The sequence below is a fragment of the Klebsiella sp. CTHL.F3a genome (genome assembly GCF_019890895.1).
Classification (GTDB): domain Bacteria; phylum Pseudomonadota; class Gammaproteobacteria; order Enterobacterales; family Enterobacteriaceae; genus Klebsiella; species Klebsiella grimontii.
In genome coordinates, this window is sequence record NZ_CP082361.1 from 1 (window position 1) to 16,524 (window position 16,524).

Genomic DNA, 16,524 nt, shown 5'->3' on the forward strand with positions numbered 1-16,524 from the left:
ATGACGAGCGAAAATAACAGCTTACCTCTCAATCTTCAGGAAGTGGACAAGACAACCGGTGAAGTTGTTAAGCTGGATGTCAACAGTACCAGTACTGTGCAGCCGGTAGCGCTCATGAGGCTCGGTCTCTTCGTTCCAACCCTGAAATCAACCTCCAGGAGTAAGGCGAACCGGAAAAACGTTACAGATGCCACTGAGGAGCTTGTACAGCTGTCCATTGCTAAAAGCGAAGGGTACACCGACGTTAAGATCACCGGATCGCGTCTTGATATGGACACGGATTTTAAAGTCTGGCTCGGGATCATTCGCTCCATGTCAGAGTATGGGGTAAAAAGTGACACCCTAGAACTGTCGTTCGTTGAATTCGTTAAGATGTGTGGATTTGACTCCCGGCGTTCAAATAAGAAAATGCGCGATCGCATCAGTAATTCTCTGTTTAAACTCGCCTCGGTTACTCTGAAATTCCAGAGCGAGACGAAAGGATGGACCACCCATCTGGTGCAGTCAGCCTATTATGACATCAACGAAGATATCGTGGAGATCAAGGCTGAACCCAAGCTCTTTGAGCTTTACCACATGGACAGGAGGGTACTGCTTCGGCTGAAAGCAATTGACGCCCTGCAGCGAAAGGAATCAGCCCAGGCACTGTATACCTACATCGAGAGCCTTCCCCAGAATCCCGCGCCTATCTCCATGAAACGTATGCGGGATAGGCTGAACCTCACCTCAAATGTCTATACGCAGAATCACACAGTCCGAAAGGCGATGGAGCAGTTGCGGGATATCGGCTATCTGGATTACACCGAGTTTAAACGTGGCCGGGCGACTTACTTTAGTGTGCATTATCGCAATCCCAAACTCATCAGCGGGACGGTGAAGGTACCGCGCAGGGAGGAAGAGGAGAAGGCGCCGGAGCAGAATTATGACGAAGTCATTAAGGCTCTGAAGGCTGCAGGCATCGATCCTCAGAAACTTGCTGAAGCGCTCTCGGCAATGAAGCCGGAAAATTGACTGCGATACGCATTACCATGACTGCCGTATGCATAAGCGATTAGTTATTGACTGTGATATGCATCACGCATACCTCAGTCAATATTCGTTCTCTTTCCTGCAAGTGAAGAACGGACAATATTGACTGCGGTATGTTATTTCTGGCCAGCATATGCTGATATTGACTGCAGTATGTAAGTTTAGCGGGGATGTTAGCCGGCCAGCTGAGTGCTCTCCACGTGACTACATCCCACAGTCAATATTTCAGTACATCCCCGGTCCGCACTGAATGAAACCGCTCAGCAGAGCATTGATCCCCGCATTGCCGCTAAAACCAGCCCCCCAAAGTTCGCTAATCCTGTTGTACCGTTGCCCGACTTCAATCGTAAAGAGAAAGCCCGTCGCTGTCAGAACCACCCCGGGACGAAGTCACTGACGATATGTTCGTACTGAATAACGACCAGGCTTGCCGCGTTGCAAAGGCCTATCTCGTAACCTGCTCGCTCAGGACTCCTGCTGATATCCGGATCACAGTAAGTTTTATTGTCTGCGGTATGAAGGTGTCAGCTGATCACCTGAGGACCGGGCCTGCTTAATGCGGATGATGTCATGGTGCGATAAGAAGGTGAGGGAGAACGGGATGCGGTATGAGACCAGACCCGGACGGAAATGATGTCCGGGTCATACCAGATAAGTGTCACGCTTCTGCGGCCGGCACGTTGAGGGACTTTGAAGGGATTGCCTCTGACTCACATGGGTGCGGAGTCAGTCCCTTTCACGTAGCGGCAAAAGCTCCGGCCGCTTACACAACATTCTCAGCCGGCCGGAGGCAGGGAACGAAGGATCTCCGCGGCATCTCGACCGTCACCGGTAAAGGGAACGGCCAGGGTGGCAGCCATGTCCAGCGCAAATACCCGGGTATAGACTTCCATCGAGCGCGGATCCTTATGCCCGGCCAGTGCCTGGATGACCTTCCTGGGCTGCCGGTGATAAAGCATGTGCATGATATAGCTGTGCCGGAAAGTATGTGGGGTCACGGGGATCGAAAAATATACGCCGTCAGCTTCGGCCCGTTTCACCGCCTGCTTCAGCCAGTTGCGCATTGTCTCATCCGTGACCGGCCATAACGGCTCCCGCCGGCGGGGGCGGGTGGTGACCATCCAGCTTTCCATCTGACGCACAAAACTGGCATCTGTCAGCGGCACCAGTCGCACTTCATCTTTTGGTGGACGCCCGCGGCGCGCCCGTACTTTCTCCGACAGCACCCGCACAAAAGGCCGCAGGCCATCCAGGTCGAACGATTCCGGGGTGAGCGTCCGGGCTTCGCCAATACGGATCCCGGTATTCCACAGGGTGGCGAACAGCATATGGTGACGCTGATCCGGCATATACCAGAGGAGGGCGCTCACTTCCGGCGCCAGGAGGTATGCCGGCGTGGCCCCGGTTGAGGTGGCCATCCGCCGGAGTGCCACCGCGGTCGCAAAATCAACGCCCGGGGCTATCGGCAGCAGGGAGACGCGTTCTGGTGAATTCTGCAGGGGAATGACGTTGTTCATCGGTTATTTTTCACGTAGCGCACGCACTGGTTATGGATACAGTTATTCTGGCCCTAAATGACGGATCCTGCCATGACAATAAATCGCAGCATGCGGATCCTTTTGTTGTCATAACCCACATTGTTGCGGGTAAAACCAAACTGGTAAAGGAGCGTTTTTATCATCTGATCCTTGATGAAGTCAAGACTGGTGCGCCTTACAGGCCATTTCGTGCTTTTTGGGAGAAATGGGGTAATGCCAGGACAGACAGGATCGGACAGAAAGGAAAGGGAGCAGGGAAGAAGAGGGATGCACTACGTAAATTCTGACCTGGTACACCCCTGTAACCCTGACAGTTTTCACGCAGCGCAATGTGGTTGCTGATTACTGCCAGTTGAGATGATGGCCGGCATCCTGTTGCTGACTTAATATACGGATAATAACAATTTCAGTATCAGTCTGCAGAAAATAAATCATATGCCGTTCCACGGGTAATGCGCATATTTACTCCCCCAGTTGAGGACGGGGAGTACCGATATTATGATCACTCACAACCTGAAAAATGTCGGATATCTGATTAATATATTTGTCGGCCTGCTCTTCACCGAAATGGTGGTACCCGTAATACCATATATCCTCCAGAGCCAGACTGGCTTTCGGTGTGAGTTTAACGTTTTTCACCAGAAGTTCTCATGCCAGCTTTCACTTTTTTAAGAAACGCATCCTTTTCCCACGTTACAGGTTCGCCGCTGCTCAGACCTTCTGCCAGTAAATCCCGCAGGGCCTGGAGACGTGACTCTGCCTGTTTCTCGCGCAGGAGGCGAAGTGAGTCGCGGATTACTTCACTCTGTGTACGATAATCACCTGATTCTATGAAATTCCGGAGTTCATCTCCGAGAGCCACTGTCATTGTTCTGGCCATATCAAGCCTCACGCTTGTAAGTTTAAATCTTACATTCAGTTTATTCCATTCTCAAGGTGCGTCCAGTACTGAACATTGGGAGTATTGGAGTAATGCCAGGATGTACATGTTAGGCAGGAAACAGAAGAGAAGAGGGCGCTACGCGATTTCCGGCCTGGTACACCTCCGTAACCTTGCGGGATTTCGCGTAACGCTTTCATAAGTTTACAACAGAAGAGAAAAGATATTTGCTGAAAAATGAAGTCCGTAAGTTAAATAAAAAATCATGATTCGTCCGGCACTATGTACTTAGCTGTCGTTTAGGTCTTAGGTATTTTGCTAAATTACGATGGTATCCCTTGTAAGAGCTATCTGGCTTGTCCTGCACATATTCAGGTGACAATTCAGTGCAATTTCAGGGATTAATCCTTTTGTCGTCTGCAGAATGTCTCAATAAACGGGCTGTTTGTTGGTTCGCCAGAAGGAAAAAATTTATCGTCGCGCAGATTCAGGCAGTGTTGAACTTTTCTGTTCTGTATCAACAGTTCCTGCCTTAAGTTGATACAATATACCCTCAGTAGAAAGTATCGGATAAGGAAACTATGCACCTTCCTGGACAATTTTCTTGAGTCTTTCATGCCGTTTCGTCTTGTTCAGATTCAGAACTGCCATACGTTTCTTCAGCCACTGGTTTTCATAAGAAACCATGAAGATCAAGCATTTATGTCTTTACATTTATTGGAACAGATGCACTTTAATTGTGCTACAAAAAACAAGCCATTGTAAGTTATAGTGATTTTTAATATACAAACCATTATGCATTCGGAATACATGAAAGTGTTTAATGAGCGCTCCAGGTCACAGATGATTAGATGTAACAGTTCACTATTCATCATGATGTATTAGAAACTTTTTAAGTTTTATATGATTATGAGATATTGGGATTATTGAGTTCCAGGACAATTCTGATAAGATAGCGATGACCAACACTACCCTGCAATAACCACTCAAGATGAAAAATATGACAAACCATAAAGAAGAGAACAGGTTATTATCATTATATTCTATGGGGATCCTTGATACAAAATCAGAAGAACGATTTGACAGATTGACGAGGATTGCCACCAAACTCTTTGATGTACCAATAGCACTTGTTTCACTAATTGATAGAGACAGGCAATGGTTTAAGTCATGTTATGGGCTGAAGATAACAGAGACAGATAGAAGTGATTCATTTTGTACTATAGCAGTAGATCTTAGTGAACCATTAATAGTGCCCGATGCAAGCCTTGATCCAAGATTCAAAGAAAATAAATTAGTTAAAAATGATCCTTATATCAGGTTTTATGCAGGGCATCCCGTAAGACTGCCAGATGGTGAGATAGCTGGAACAATATGTATTATTGATACAGAATCAAGAGTATTAACCAGAGATGACTTCTTATTGCTTAAAGATTTAGCAGAAATCGTAGAGGATGAGTTTAGAATAATAAACGAAGCAACTACTGATCCTTTGACAGGTATATGTAACCGGCGTTCTTTCGCCCTAATGACGGATGAATCATTAAGAAAAGCCAAAAAAAAGAATAAAACATTCTGTGTTCTGATCATAGATCTCGATAATTTTAAACCAATCAATGATAACTTCGGTCATTCAGAAGGTAATGAAGTACTTTGCAATTTTGCAGATATGCTGGAAGATCTTAGTAGTTCAAAAAGCGTTGTTGCAAGATTAGGAGGTGATGAATTTGGTGTTTTATTACCCGAGTCAACCTATAAAGAAGCAGAAGAATTCCTTCATAAATTGAGGGCCGGGATTACTAGCTACAATCTTAATTCTCAAAAAAAATACAACATAGATTTTTCTGCAGGGATTATTGAATATGATGAGAAAATTCATACTAAACGTTCTGCTATCATGCAGGATGCAGACGAAAGAATGTATGAAATTAAAAAAGGAAAACGATAGTATATGAAAAAATAGGGCTTACAGCCCTATTTTTTTTTGGCCTCTCAAAAAATCAATTAGTTGGTCACCTGACAAAGGCTTCGAATAATAATAACCTTGAAATTCATCGCAATTCATATTTTTAAGCAATTCAAACTGTTCATTATTTTCCACACCTTCCGCTACTATACCTAAACTAAAAGCTTTTCCTAGAGACACTATGCTTCTTACGATAGATAAGTCCCGTGCATCGTGAGCAATACCACTAATGAATGTTCTGTCTAACTTAATCGCATCAAATGGAAATTCTCTAAGATAGTTGAGAGAGGAATATCCAGTCCCAAAATCATCAATGTGAATTTTATATCCTTTCTCTTTGAGTTTAGTCAGGTTGTTTAAAGCTAAAGTTGGATTAGTTATCATTACGCTCTCAGTAATTTCAAAAATTATTCTGCAAGGATTGACTTCATATAGTTCAGATGTTTTGTCTATATGATTAAGAAGAAAACTATTTTCAAAATCCTTACCTGATAAATTAATCGAGAAAGAAATGTTATTCACCTGTTTTGAGAAACTGAAGACCGTTGTGATAACCATTGCAGTTATAGAATGTATTAAATCTACTTTCTCAGCAAAAGGAATAAAATTGTCTGGTGGTATGAAACCATAATTTGGATGATACCACCGTATTAATGCTTCTGCGCCGGATACTTCAGAGTTAATAAAACTATATTTAGGTTGATAATAAACAATAAATTGGTTTTCGCGAATTGCTTCAGTTAGCAGACCAAGCATAATAATTCTCTCTTCGTGTTCTTTATATAAACTTTCGCTACCAAATATTACATTTTCTTTATCTATTCTGTAAGTTTGAGAGAAGGCAATTTGAACATGACTTATTATATTTGACCCTGAAATATTATAGTTGTTAACTATGACGCAACCTGCGCATATGATCGGTTTAACTAATGAATCGTTACTTGTGATTGATTTTTGTAATTCCTGGAAAAAAATCCAATTTTATCTTGAATAATATCTTTTGTGTGATATTCAACACGCTTCAATTGCAAAGAGAAAATTATAATATCGTTGTCTTTTTTAATAATAAAATCATTTTCTGAACATACTGAAGACAGTTCCTTACAGAGGTTTTCAATAATTGGAATAATGACATCCCTTCCGTAAATCTCACTGATCAGTGTGATATTTCGTACAGAAATCTGTGATATAATTAGTACAGTATCTCTAAAGTTAATTTTTGATAAAGACTTCTCAATATTATTGCAAATATTTTCTTTATCTCTTATTTCATTATCTTCGCTAGAAATGATGACTGATTTATTTTTAATATGATCGTCTGTAAGGATTAATAGTAAACAAATAAAATCATTTCTTCTAGCATACGTTTTACACGCTATCATCTCAACTTTAAAATCAATTGATTTATCGAGTGAGAAAAAACAATTACTGCTGTTTCTTATTAAACCATATTTCAGTTCTGAAAGCCAATTATCTATACTGATAACCGGGCTGTATAATATATCAGTTATTTTTTTCCTTCAAACAGGTTAGTACTTAAAAATATATTCGAATCACTATAAAATGAATTTATAAAAAATTTGTTATTTAACTTAATATATATGGTGCCTTTTGATATTGAATTATTGTAGTTATGTTTTTTGAAGGAAAGTAAATTTTTATATGAACTATCAATTAACTCTTTTTTTATTCGACGTTTTGCTAACCAGTAGCAACCTAAAAAATTAACCAGAATCTGTGTTAGTAAAAAAGATGATTGTGTTGCCCGACTTAAACCTTCAGAAAAAAAGCACAATAAAAGTAATATTGATGATAATAATACAATCAAAAAACAAACAATGCAGTCATTTTTTTCTACATTAGCTTTATGAATAATCGATAGAGGGTCCATAATCAAACCTTATAGTAAAACTAATAATGCAAGAATAAATTCATTAGGGTAATATTCCATGTGTAAACTATTCATTTTATTACCATTTAAAATGGTTACAAATCTATATCAGCAAGGTGATAACATACGATGAATGAAAAAGGTTTTTGTTTATTATTCATGTGTCATGACACTGAATGGATTAGAATAAAACTATCTATTCATACCCTGAATTACCCAGAAAGTATTACCAGATAGTAACAAGTATTATGTTTTTATAGCAGAACAGTAACTATTACAGCAACGATTTTGAAAAAAAAATGATAAGTATGGCTTGTACGGGGCATATTTACCCCATGTGAGAGAAACTTAGACTGGCTGGTTGTTTTTTAGCTAAATGATTTTGAATAGTGAAATAATTGTCACATTTCATTCCACAGGCAATAGGATTTTTCTTACTCCTGTTGTATATTACTCCCGCTGTGCATTTTGAAAAACAACAACATCTACAACATCATCATGTGAGGATAAAATGGGAAATCTGTTTTTCCTGGGGCTTGCTATCGTTCTTTTCGTTGTTTCAATTGTATCCCTGTTCTCATACATAAGAGACAGAAGGAGAATCAAAAGGGCATTCACTGATAGAAGAAGATATCCCTCCAGGCATGAATAAGGTGATAAAAAATAATTCAACCACCATATCTTTAATGATAACAAAAACCAATAAAAACAACGAATGAATTAAATAGCTAAAACTCTAATCAACCACTGCGGGTTTATAATGATTATTATAAGTTATTATATAGATGACATCTATTGCAGTAAACATAAAATAAATTATTTGCAATTTTTACGCTCTTTTTATAATAATTAGGGTTCTATCGATTGTGTGTTTTTAATAGGGAACACTAACCTATAGTTACGCTGGAGAAGGATATTATATAGTATGCCAGATATCGGTAAATCTGAGCGTAGAATGTCTGCGTTACAGAAAAAAATACTCATTGTACTTGCTGCTTTGGATGAGCGTAAGCATATGCCAGTAGCCACTAAGGATATTGAACGAGTGCTAGCACAAGGAGGGGAAAAACCGGTATATGGTTCAAACTTAAGAGCTGCATGCAGAAAGCTCGAAGAAGCAGGTTTTCTTAATACACTCAGGGCACGGAATTTGCAACTTGCTGTAGAACTAACTGAAGCGGGTAAACTTATAGCACAGCCTTTACTTGAGAAGGAGAAGAATGATGAACAGGAGAAAAAAAGGATTAGAGAGTGCCATGTATTACCCCACACCATGCCTTCATGGAGGGAAGTTGCGCATAGTATCGAGATAGATGGAAAAACATATTCTGTATTTCGCTGTGCATACGTAATTCGTTTGAATAAAACAAACTGTCTACAGTTATGGACCAACACCAGGAAAATAGTAAAACTTGAAGGCGACGCAATACAAATTGGTGAATGGTATCAGAAATGTTACGATACAGGGATACATTGTCACATTCAAATTAATGAAGGCGAATGCTTAAGCAAAAAGAGTATGGAATATCTCAATTTTAAACATGGTTTATTCATTAAATAGGTCATGTAATAGATTACGTATTGGTAAGGACATTATTTAGATTACATGGATGTTTTATTCGACGACGACCTTGTGGAATCGGGGATAATTCATCAAATGGATTATCGGGCTGTTAATGGTAAAAAATCAAATAGCATTAGCAATGAATCATTTCAAAAGATGTTTGAAGTAAAAGTATCAGTCGTTACTAAGAATGTTATTCTTTATGAAGCAATAATTCACATTTGAAAAATAATAGTAATTCCGCACGTTCGGTTCATAAGCAAAAAAGATGATGACTACCTTCTTGATAAAGGTATTGTATTTTATGAGGCCGTTCTCGGTGAATTATTCTTACCTGATACCAAATTTATGAAGTGTAAACCAGCTAGAATCGTGTTTATATTTCATGATCATACGGAGGGCTTTTGTTTTGATGATGAAAAGCGACTTAAGAATAGCACTTTTACTTTCTCAATGAAAAATAATACTGTTGAGCAACTAATGGTTACTATCAAACATAATTTGATAAATTACACACATTCGCAACCCTGTTCTATTCAGGTAAAAGAGATTGAAAAACGTGTACGCATTAATTTATCTAAAAAACATCAGAAATTACGATTCAACTGGCAAATCGACTGGATCTCAACACAATATCTTCACAAAATAAAGTCACTGTCAATACTATAAAATATCATATAAAAGAAATAAAGAAAAAGATGAAACTGGCTAGCACATATGAGTTGTATCAATTCGCGCATATGTTAAAATCCCTCAAGAGCTCGAAATAATCTCCTTTTTAATTGTTAACACAGGTATTTTTATGTTATTGTATGTTGTTTTATCTATCTCTCTGGCTTTATTATATGGGATGATAATAAAATATAAAGAGAAGTCAAGGAAATCACATGGCACTGTAAAAAAGCCTATGGCAATCAGGAATAATCGAAATCTAAAGTAGATTCAAAGGGAATAGCTTTCGAATATAAATGTAGTTATTCCGTCTTCAGTAAGTTAATGGTGAATACTTTACCCTACCTCATATTATAAAGGGCGAGTTGTTCTCATTTTTATCTAATGTGTATATTGTTCTATCTTTATATCTAAAACTGAAGTCATTGATTCCAGACAGGGCGCGGTGACGGTAGTTATCCCGTCTTGTCACTGCACAAGGATACTGTGACTCTACGGTCAATCCGACCGATTGGCCAGAATAATCAGAATTACTATTACACAACAAATTGCCTGTTCCTCACGTCAGTGACTCCGGAGGGCGTAAGTAAAAACTGAGAAGTTCTGCGCCCATAATGTATAATCTAATGTAGCTCTATATCATTTTTTCCAGAAATTAGTTGCAACAGATATATTCTGTCTTTCTCAATGAGCGCTGGAAATGTATCGCCAGCAGCTGCCAGCAGAGACCATACTTCCAGGATGGCATAGGCCTTTGTATGTTCAAGAGCGAAACCTAACCCTTCCAGAGAACCTGCTCTGCGAATATGTTCACATATTGCATTTTCACATACCCGTGTCAAGGCTTCATAACTGAGCGAAAAATCATATTTTTTATCCATCTTAAGCTATCTCCACCCAAATGCAGATATCCGGTTACACATTGCAATGCGTAACATTATCAATAATAACCCGATTATAACATCAACTTTCGTTTTGTAATGCCGGCACTACACAATATTTTAATCTGTTTTTTTTTAAAAAAAGAGTATCTTTCTTTTGGTGTGCACCTTAGGGGGCGATCGCCCAGCAAAAAATGAATATTCGTTCTATAATAGCGAGTAAAAAACCGCATTACATGCATCGCTTAAAAGTTGCGCAATGCATCTGGAGCCTTCACAAGGCTATTAATAACGCATGAATTATCTCTGTAAATTCCAACCAGTATCTATCCGAACCATGTCACATTATTTGATTCATACCCGGGATGAGTAAGGCAAGAATAGGTATACTGGCATAGTCTGTTCAGTGCCAGCTAATCGGTCAGTGAAGTTGGTGAAAAATATAGCCTTATATCTTTTCAATTTGAGGGGGGAACTGCATGGTTAGGCGTAAGCTGGAACGTTTGATTAGCCCTGGAAAGTGGATACATAATCTATCAGTCCTCTCTTTATCGATTCTTTCAGCTGGTATATTTTTTTTTGTATTATCTGAGAGCGTAGCTTACCTGGTTTTTCGGGATAAAATTAAAGACTATACATCCGATGTCCTTGTTCGCTCTGAATCGCTCCTGGTTCAGACTGAATCTGTCAAGACTGCTGCAAAGTCACATTTAATATAGGAGACAGTCCATGTACTAATGAAAATATCCTACATCTTCGGGTTGTAGTATGGCCCTATCCGTTGATTAAAGATGTTGGATACATCATAAAAGGAGAATTAGCCTGTAGTGCTCTGTGGGGGAGTTTACGTCCCACTTTGAGTCTGGAACATTTTGATAAAAAATGGCCTTCGCGGGAAGGATTGTGGCTTTTTGGTATTAATCTTATGGATGATATATCAGTCAATGGATATATTTCTGAAGGTATTATGGTGACCATATCACCATTTGTCTTCAGGCGATTCGAAACTGATATGTATTCAAAAAACTTTAGCGCTGTCGTCGGGAATAGTAAGCATGACAGGCATTACTTCAATATAGGACCTGATGCTCCTCTTCTTGATCGGCATGATAGCGTTCCACTAAGGTTTAGAGTGTTTAGGGCATGTAGCCTCCATTATGATCTCTGTGTTGCAGGAGGTGGGTATTTTACGGGGATATTTTCAGAGCACTGGAGTATACAAATGTTATTAGTAACAGTGTCACTACTTTCCGGTTTAATGATTTATATTATCATTATGAACAGAGCGGAACTCAATTTTTCACTATCTGCAAGGTTTGTAAAGGCTTTAAAAAATGAAGCCCTGTCGCTGGTATATCAACCTATTTACAGAATTGACGACGGACGGATCTGCGGATTTGAGGCCTTGCTCAGATGGAAAGATGAAAGACTTGGGAATATTAGCCCTGATGTATTTATACCGCTTTCTGAAAGGGAAGGGGTGCAGGAAGATGTGACTTTATTCGTCATTAACCGTGCTATCCGAGAATTTATCAATATTGCTATTCAGAATGAAATATTTTTGAGCGTAAATATTAATCCAAGCGATCTTGATTCAGAAAAATTCAGGGATAAACTACTAGGATTAATTTCTGAATATAATATCCCATATAAAACAATCCTTCTTGAAATTACGGAGCGTGAAGGCGGGGATTTTGAAGGTATGAAAATTCACATTGATAAATATAAAAATCATGGTGTCAGGTTTGCCATTGATGATTTTGGAACAGGATATTCTAATCTTAATCTGTTAACTGCGCTTGATGTAGATGAAATAAAAATTGACAAATCACTGACTAGTGCTATTGGTACAGAATCTTTACGATATGATCTTCTTCCCGGACTGCATGAGATGTTCCGTTCCATTGCAGAAAAGATTGTGTTCGAGGGTGTAGAAACTCAGGAGCAGGTGAACTATCTGAAGACGTTCTGGCCACAGAGTTATGCTCAGGGCTGGTATTACTCCAGAGCACTTCCACTGGAAGAGGCGACAAAACTTACCATCCGAGAATTGAACTGACCGGCGCTCTCAGCACAAACACTCAGCAATTGCTGACCTATGAGTTGGTAGAAATCGAGGGACAGTGTAATCGCGATTGCCTGACGCCGTAGAGGTATCTGTTAAACCCGAGCTGATATAGTATAATGATTCATAAGCAACGTCAGGTGATATAATCTATTATTTATAATGGGTTAGGATCACTTAAGGAGTGTCCAAATGAAAAGTGAAGAATTTGAACGTAAAGTCGAAGAAGAAATTTCTGCGCTCATTAAGAAAAGGGTTGCAGAAATCAGGAATAAAACGGGTAAAGAGGTTTCAGAAATCGAGTTCATTCCAGTTGAGACAATGAATGGGCTTGATGGATACGAAGTAAAAATTAAGTTGATGTAAATGCTATAAAGGTCGCTGCGGTGGCCTTTTTTTAAATTGGCATTATCGAACCACCTCACGAGATTGCTTGATAATGCCAAAGAGAGGAGAAATTCATGACCATACCGGATTGGGGTGAATTTCGGCAAAGGTTCTTGTCCGAACATGCCGCAACTGGTGTATTACCAAAGGATTGGTTTGAAGCACAGGGATGGCACTACGCAACTCACTTTCGCCTGCTTGTACTAATCCCCCTGACTTCCTAGACCTCTGTTTTCTTTCTCAATAAGATTATTTAGCAGGACTGCAAAAACAGTACAGTTTTGCTACTCTCAAAGAATTTCTCCTCTCATCCAGGGCGGTTTATCAATTAATGGCATACATAAAATAAGTGAAAATGGCACACTACCAAAGAAGTCTCAGAGTCAGATTAACAAAGCGGTATTCTATACCACTGCTTTGTTAATTTTTCTTCTTGTTGCTTTTGCTCCGCTCTTACCTGAAAATGCTGACAAGAACTTCAAGCTTTCAGGTGGCTCTGGGGTGAAACTACTGTCGACCTGCCACTACGAGGCTCAGCGTCCGGCGGATGATGTGCATTTATCAGGGTGCAGTCAGGCCCCCACAGGCGGACATTAGTCTTGCTTGACGTCCCATTTTTCGCGAGTGTTGTTTTTAATTGATTAATTTCGCAGTCAGATGCATGACTGTTCCTATCAGTTTTTTTTAGTCTGAACTCTTTCGCCTAAACCTATTCCTGCAGCACCTTTTTTATGCTCACTTTTTAATTTATCCATTTCCTTTAGTAATTCCTCATTTTTATTTCTCCATTGTGATAATTCGGCAGAAAAACTATCACGCTCCATTTTGGATCTGTTCTCATTTTCTTCAAGTTCTTTTCTCTTTTCGTCTAAAATAACTTTGGTATCATCGAGCATTGTCCTTAAATTAACCGTTTCAGCCTGCAGTTTTCTTGTGTTCTTCTCTAAAATTTCATTGGCCGCTTCTGATTTTACAAGCTGTTTTTTTAAATTTTCAACTTCCTGCGTATATATACTTATTTGGTTATTAACATTGCTTAATTGTTCAGTTAATGCTGAGTTTTCTTCACTCAGTTTAGAGCTTATGTCCTTTGACTCTTGGATTTGAGCTTGAAGTGTCTGAACTTCAAGGGATTCACTGACGCTCTTTTTATGGTATGCAATGTCACGTTCAGCTCTCAGTGTTTCGGTTTCAATTTCATTTTGCAGTCTATTAACCTTTATTGAATGACTATCGCCGCGTAAATACTTATTAGGGTTTCTTTGAGCGTAAGCAATAATCATATTAATAATGGGCAGGAATAAACAAATGGAAAAAGATACAATAAAGGGGAGAGTCAGATACTTGTCAGTGGTTAGATAAAAAGCTGCTTTATCTATTCTCTCTTCAATCTTACTTTCACTAAAAAGTATCGTTAAAACAAATTTCCAATTAATAGTGAGCCACGAGAATATAAATGCTCCAATATAGTAATTTTTAACTCTTTCACTAGAGTTGGATTTTACTGAAGCATAAATTTCTTTAAAAAACTCTAACATTTCAGCCACCTTAATCTTAGCTGTTGTTATTTTATTGTTATTGCATATAAAACTGCCTCTGAAGATTAAGAGGCTTTCTCTAGTTACTCTTCGGTAAAGATTTTTTCAATAGATTTTGTCGGGTAAAATAGCAGATTACTATTCTCACCAACGAGCTGTATGAAATCTAATCTGGTATAGAAGCGTTTAGCTTTATCGTTCAGAGCTTCCACGAAGAGACCATATATTCCTACGGCCTTAGATGCATCCCAGACGACATTCATTGCGTGAGTTACTAGCAATTCACCCCATCCCTGACCTTGAATTGATTTGTCAATAGCCAAGCGTCCCAAAGTAATGCTTGGCGCATTCTGATAAGGGATTTTTCTTTGCTGTGTTTTTGACGGGAGCATTTTTCTCTCGAAACAGCTCCCGGATAATGTGTAATAGCCTAACAGCTTAGGCTTCTGTTCTTTGGTTACTAATACATAACCTTTTAAAATTTGCCCATCATGCTGCCGCTTGAGATGGTCTTTCAAAAATATATTTAATGTTTCCTCTCCACAATCGAATTCGCCTATGTCATAGTCAAATTCGTCGTTGATCATCTCTATCACCAGCTCTTGCATCACGTTTAAGCTACCTCATTTTTTGTAGACGCTTCGCTGCTCGCTTCAGCCGCTCATTCGGCGCAGCAGGGTTTGCGATCGCATCCATGACAAGGTTCCAAGACTCCTCGTTTAGAACCATTCTGCGATGTTGTTCAATCACTTCCGCTGCACGTTCTGAGGCACTGGCAACTACAAACTGTGTAATAGTCTGGTTTGACATTGCCGCGGCTTCTTCGATTAAGCTTTTGTCGTCATCAGTTAATCTTAGATCTATGCGCTGCTTTCTCAGTGCGGACATACATTTGTTCTCCAAGCTGTTCTCACAGGCTTCTGTAAAAACAGTTAATTACTACATTATGTTGGTCACTCGACCGGTATATACTTAGGTTAATCACCTATTCAAAACGTTCTAGATTGTGTACGGAATATTTCCGTACACACAATATAGCGGTTGTGGGTTGCATACTCAACATGTGCAACCAACTTTTTTCACTGTTTTCGAGAGAGAAGTTGCTTACAGCATAAGCACTAACTAGCAGCATGCAGGCCGGACCACGATCCTCACAGCCATCAATCTAGATAACAATCCAAGGGAACATCAGCAAGGGCTGCCCCCGAGACGGACATCTCAAGTTAGCTACTACATATGTTGTTATTGCAAGCTTAAAATGTCAACTGATTCAGACAGTTAGAATGTAAGTATCCCGGCAAAACGAGCCATTCACTTTTAGAGATCTTCCGACATACTGATTATGTCCCCTGAGGAGATCGCTATGCGCAAGATCCGATTCACTGAACACCAGATCATCGCCGTATTGAAGTCCGTCGAAGCTGGACGTACCGTCAAGGATGTTTGCCGTGAGGCCGCTATTCTGGCGGTTAAAGTCAGCGATGAAAGTGGCAAGCCATTCATTCGCGGCTTCAATGCCGGTAATACCTTCCAGACGCATTTCTTTGATCAGCCGATCCTGAAGTGTCTGATTCGCACGTTCCACGCGGCCTTTAGCTTCAGAGCTGTTAGCACAAATAAGCTCGATTGCCAGGTCATAGAGCACACGACCGAACTGGGTAACGGTGGTATTGCGGTTCTCCGGGCCACTGACGCGAAATATTGCGTGTTTATCACTGTACAGCGATACCGGCTTCCCATGCTGCTCAATGTATTCCCGGGTTGCCAGCATGTAGTCAAAGGCTGTTTCTGACTCGCTGAACCGCAAATGCATCAGGCGGCCGGTGGCATCATCGATAAATACAAGCAGGCAGCATTTTGGCGCACGACCTTCAAACTAGTCATGGTGAGATCAGCAGCCCCAAAAGTGACATAAGAATATTGGAGTTACAGCATTGGTGCGCTTAATGCATTTTATGTTAAATATCAATGAGTTGCGGTTAGTGCCAGTTCCCCGAAAAAATAAAATCTTTAAAATCCCATTTCAGGCGTCTTAGTTCCCTCGAGCCAAAAATTTTTTCGTTACTCTGGTCATGGAGGTCAGCGGCAGGCGCTGATCGAGACAACCCACAGA

General features: G+C 40.0%; 16 protein-coding genes and 5 pseudogenes. 11 read left to right on the forward strand and 10 right to left on the reverse strand.

Going from position 1 to position 16,524, the window contains the following annotated elements:
• Positions 1 to 1,011 (forward strand): RepB family plasmid replication initiator protein, encoded by a 1,011-nt coding sequence (locus tag K7H21_RS28040; protein WP_042936824.1) that lies wholly within the window; start codon positions 1 to 3, stop codon positions 1,009 to 1,011.
• Between the two features lie 794 nt (positions 1,012 to 1,805).
• Here K7H21_RS28040 and K7H21_RS28045 read toward each other — a convergent pair.
• A complete protein-coding gene (locus K7H21_RS28045) occupies positions 1,806 to 2,546 on the reverse strand; it encodes a tyrosine-type recombinase/integrase (protein WP_049141479.1) in 741 nt (246 codons plus the stop codon).
• A 32-nt stretch (positions 2,547 to 2,578) separates the two neighbouring features.
• Between K7H21_RS28045 and K7H21_RS28050 the strand changes: the two genes are divergently transcribed.
• Complete coding sequence (locus K7H21_RS28050) at positions 2,579 to 2,854, forward strand: hypothetical protein (protein ID WP_223036032.1); 276 nt, start codon at positions 2,579 to 2,581, stop codon at positions 2,852 to 2,854.
• Positions 2,855 to 2,909: 55 nt separating this feature from the next.
• On the opposite strand, the pseudogene K7H21_RS29120 reads toward K7H21_RS28050, so the two are convergent.
• Positions 2,910 to 3,206: pseudogene (locus tag K7H21_RS29120) on the reverse strand (type II toxin-antitoxin system RelE/ParE family toxin).
• Positions 3,193 to 3,447, reverse strand: coding sequence for a type II toxin-antitoxin system ParD family antitoxin (locus K7H21_RS28055; protein WP_228751090.1), 255 nt, complete (start codon positions 3,445 to 3,447; stop codon positions 3,193 to 3,195). The pseudogene K7H21_RS29120 and the gene K7H21_RS28055 overlap by 14 nt, the downstream one beginning before the upstream one ends.
• A gap of 1,000 nt (positions 3,448 to 4,447) precedes the next feature.
• On the opposite strand from K7H21_RS28055, the gene K7H21_RS28060 reads away from it, so the two are divergent.
• Positions 4,448 to 5,395 (forward strand): sensor domain-containing diguanylate cyclase, encoded by a 948-nt coding sequence (locus K7H21_RS28060; RefSeq protein ID WP_223035978.1) that lies wholly within the window; start codon positions 4,448 to 4,450, stop codon positions 5,393 to 5,395.
• Between the two features lie 18 nt (positions 5,396 to 5,413).
• Here K7H21_RS28060 and K7H21_RS28065 read toward each other — a convergent pair whose 3' ends face one another.
• Positions 5,414 to 6,169, reverse strand: a complete 756-nt coding sequence (locus tag K7H21_RS28065) for a putative bifunctional diguanylate cyclase/phosphodiesterase (RefSeq protein ID WP_223035979.1) — start codon at positions 6,167 to 6,169, stop codon at positions 5,414 to 5,416.
• A 170-nt stretch (positions 6,170 to 6,339) separates the two neighbouring features.
• Positions 6,340 to 6,795, reverse strand: a complete 456-nt coding sequence (locus tag K7H21_RS28070) for a hypothetical protein (RefSeq protein WP_223035980.1) — start codon at positions 6,793 to 6,795, stop codon at positions 6,340 to 6,342.
• Positions 6,796 to 7,815: 1,020 nt separating this feature from the next.
• On the opposite strand from K7H21_RS28070, the gene K7H21_RS28075 reads away from it, so the two are divergent.
• From K7H21_RS28075 to K7H21_RS29465, 3 genes are all read left to right on the forward strand, one after another.
• Positions 7,816 to 7,956 (forward strand): small membrane protein, encoded by a 141-nt coding sequence (locus K7H21_RS28075; protein WP_223035981.1) that lies wholly within the window; start codon positions 7,816 to 7,818, stop codon positions 7,954 to 7,956.
• A 273-nt stretch (positions 7,957 to 8,229) separates the two neighbouring features.
• The gene (locus K7H21_RS28080; protein ID WP_223035982.1) at positions 8,230 to 8,865 is read left to right on the forward strand and encodes a hypothetical protein; all 636 of its coding nucleotides are present in this window, start codon (positions 8,230 to 8,232) and stop codon (positions 8,863 to 8,865) included.
• A gap of 635 nt (positions 8,866 to 9,500) precedes the next feature.
• Positions 9,501 to 9,638, forward strand: a complete 138-nt coding sequence (locus K7H21_RS29465; RefSeq protein WP_418795450.1) for a hypothetical protein — start codon at positions 9,501 to 9,503, stop codon at positions 9,636 to 9,638.
• Positions 9,639 to 10,163: 525 nt separating this feature from the next.
• On the opposite strand, the gene K7H21_RS28090 is transcribed toward K7H21_RS29465, so the two are convergent.
• Positions 10,164 to 10,421 (reverse strand): hypothetical protein, encoded by a 258-nt coding sequence (locus tag K7H21_RS28090; protein WP_049141472.1) that lies wholly within the window; start codon positions 10,419 to 10,421, stop codon positions 10,164 to 10,166.
• Positions 10,422 to 11,202: 781 nt separating this feature from the next.
• Here K7H21_RS28090 and K7H21_RS29125 point away from each other — a divergent pair.
• From K7H21_RS29125 to K7H21_RS29135, 4 genes and pseudogenes are all read left to right on the forward strand, one after another.
• A pseudogene (locus K7H21_RS29125) lies at positions 11,203 to 11,577 on the forward strand (CSS-motif domain-containing protein); the annotation flags it as partial.
• A gap of 66 nt (positions 11,578 to 11,643) precedes the next feature.
• Positions 11,644 to 12,480 carry an EAL domain-containing protein gene (locus K7H21_RS29130; RefSeq protein ID WP_228751099.1) on the forward strand — a complete coding sequence of 279 codons (837 nt, stop codon included), beginning with the start codon at positions 11,644 to 11,646 and terminating at the stop codon, positions 12,478 to 12,480.
• A gap of 198 nt (positions 12,481 to 12,678) precedes the next feature.
• Complete coding sequence (locus K7H21_RS28100; protein ID WP_065366343.1) at positions 12,679 to 12,852, forward strand: GnsA/GnsB family addiction module toxin; 174 nt, start codon at positions 12,679 to 12,681, stop codon at positions 12,850 to 12,852.
• Between the two features lie 95 nt (positions 12,853 to 12,947).
• A pseudogene (locus tag K7H21_RS29135) lies at positions 12,948 to 13,073 on the forward strand (terminase small subunit); the annotation flags it as partial.
• Positions 13,074 to 13,547: 474 nt separating this feature from the next.
• Here K7H21_RS29135 and K7H21_RS28105 read toward each other — a convergent pair.
• The 3 genes from K7H21_RS28105 to K7H21_RS28115 form a co-directional block, all read right to left on the reverse strand.
• On the reverse strand, positions 13,548 to 14,411 hold the full coding sequence (locus tag K7H21_RS28105) for a hypothetical protein (RefSeq protein WP_211811656.1): 864 nt from the start codon (positions 14,409 to 14,411) through the stop codon (positions 13,548 to 13,550).
• Between the two features lie 83 nt (positions 14,412 to 14,494).
• Positions 14,495 to 15,022, reverse strand: a complete 528-nt coding sequence (locus K7H21_RS28110; protein WP_211811657.1) for a GNAT family N-acetyltransferase — start codon at positions 15,020 to 15,022, stop codon at positions 14,495 to 14,497.
• Positions 15,023 to 15,029: 7 nt separating this feature from the next.
• A complete protein-coding gene (locus K7H21_RS28115) occupies positions 15,030 to 15,299 on the reverse strand; it encodes a type II toxin-antitoxin system TacA family antitoxin (protein ID WP_048264996.1) in 270 nt (89 codons plus the stop codon).
• A gap of 475 nt (positions 15,300 to 15,774) precedes the next feature.
• Between K7H21_RS28115 and K7H21_RS28120 the strand changes: the two are divergent.
• Positions 15,775 to 15,873 (forward strand): annotated as a pseudogene (locus K7H21_RS28120) (transposase); the annotation flags it as partial.
• Here the strand turns inward: K7H21_RS28120 and K7H21_RS28125 are convergent.
• Positions 15,868 to 16,302, reverse strand: a pseudogene (locus tag K7H21_RS28125) (transposase family protein); the annotation flags it as partial. The pseudogenes K7H21_RS28120 and K7H21_RS28125 overlap by 6 nt on opposite strands.
• Positions 16,303 to 16,524 lie beyond the last annotated feature (222 nt).

What these genes read in the sequence shown, in the direction of transcription:
- K7H21_RS28075 (WP_223035981.1), top strand. Translation starts at nt 7,816, where the DNA reads ATGGGAAATCTGTTTTTCCTGGGGCTTGCTATCGTTCTTTTCGTTGTT.
- K7H21_RS28050 (WP_223036032.1), top strand. Translation starts at nt 2,579, where the DNA reads ATGGATACAGTTATTCTGGCCCTAAATGACGGATCCTGCCATGACAAT.
- K7H21_RS28060 (WP_223035978.1), top strand. Translation starts at nt 4,448, where the DNA reads ATGACAAACCATAAAGAAGAGAACAGGTTATTATCATTATATTCTATG.
- K7H21_RS28090 (WP_049141472.1), bottom strand. Translation starts at nt 10,421, where the DNA reads ATGGATAAAAAATATGATTTTTCGCTCAGTTATGAAGCCTTGACACGG.
- K7H21_RS28105 (WP_211811656.1), bottom strand. Translation starts at nt 14,411, where the DNA reads ATGTTAGAGTTTTTTAAAGAAATTTATGCTTCAGTAAAATCCAACTCT.
- K7H21_RS29130 (WP_228751099.1), top strand. Translation starts at nt 11,644, where the DNA reads ATGTTATTAGTAACAGTGTCACTACTTTCCGGTTTAATGATTTATATT.
- K7H21_RS28045 (WP_049141479.1), bottom strand. Translation starts at nt 2,546, where the DNA reads ATGAACAACGTCATTCCCCTGCAGAATTCACCAGAACGCGTCTCCCTG.
- K7H21_RS28065 (WP_223035979.1), bottom strand. Translation starts at nt 6,169, where the DNA reads ATGCTTGGTCTGCTAACTGAAGCAATTCGCGAAAACCAATTTATTGTT.
- K7H21_RS28070 (WP_223035980.1), bottom strand. Translation starts at nt 6,795, where the DNA reads ATGATAGCGTGTAAAACGTATGCTAGAAGAAATGATTTTATTTGTTTA.
- K7H21_RS28080 (WP_223035982.1), top strand. Translation starts at nt 8,230, where the DNA reads ATGCCAGATATCGGTAAATCTGAGCGTAGAATGTCTGCGTTACAGAAA.
- K7H21_RS28100 (WP_065366343.1), top strand. Translation starts at nt 12,679, where the DNA reads ATGAAAAGTGAAGAATTTGAACGTAAAGTCGAAGAAGAAATTTCTGCG.
- K7H21_RS28040 (WP_042936824.1), top strand. Translation starts at nt 1, where the DNA reads ATGACGAGCGAAAATAACAGCTTACCTCTCAATCTTCAGGAAGTGGAC.
- K7H21_RS28055 (WP_228751090.1), bottom strand. Translation starts at nt 3,447, where the DNA reads ATGGCCAGAACAATGACAGTGGCTCTCGGAGATGAACTCCGGAATTTC.
- K7H21_RS28115 (WP_048264996.1), bottom strand. Translation starts at nt 15,299, where the DNA reads ATGTCCGCACTGAGAAAGCAGCGCATAGATCTAAGATTAACTGATGAC.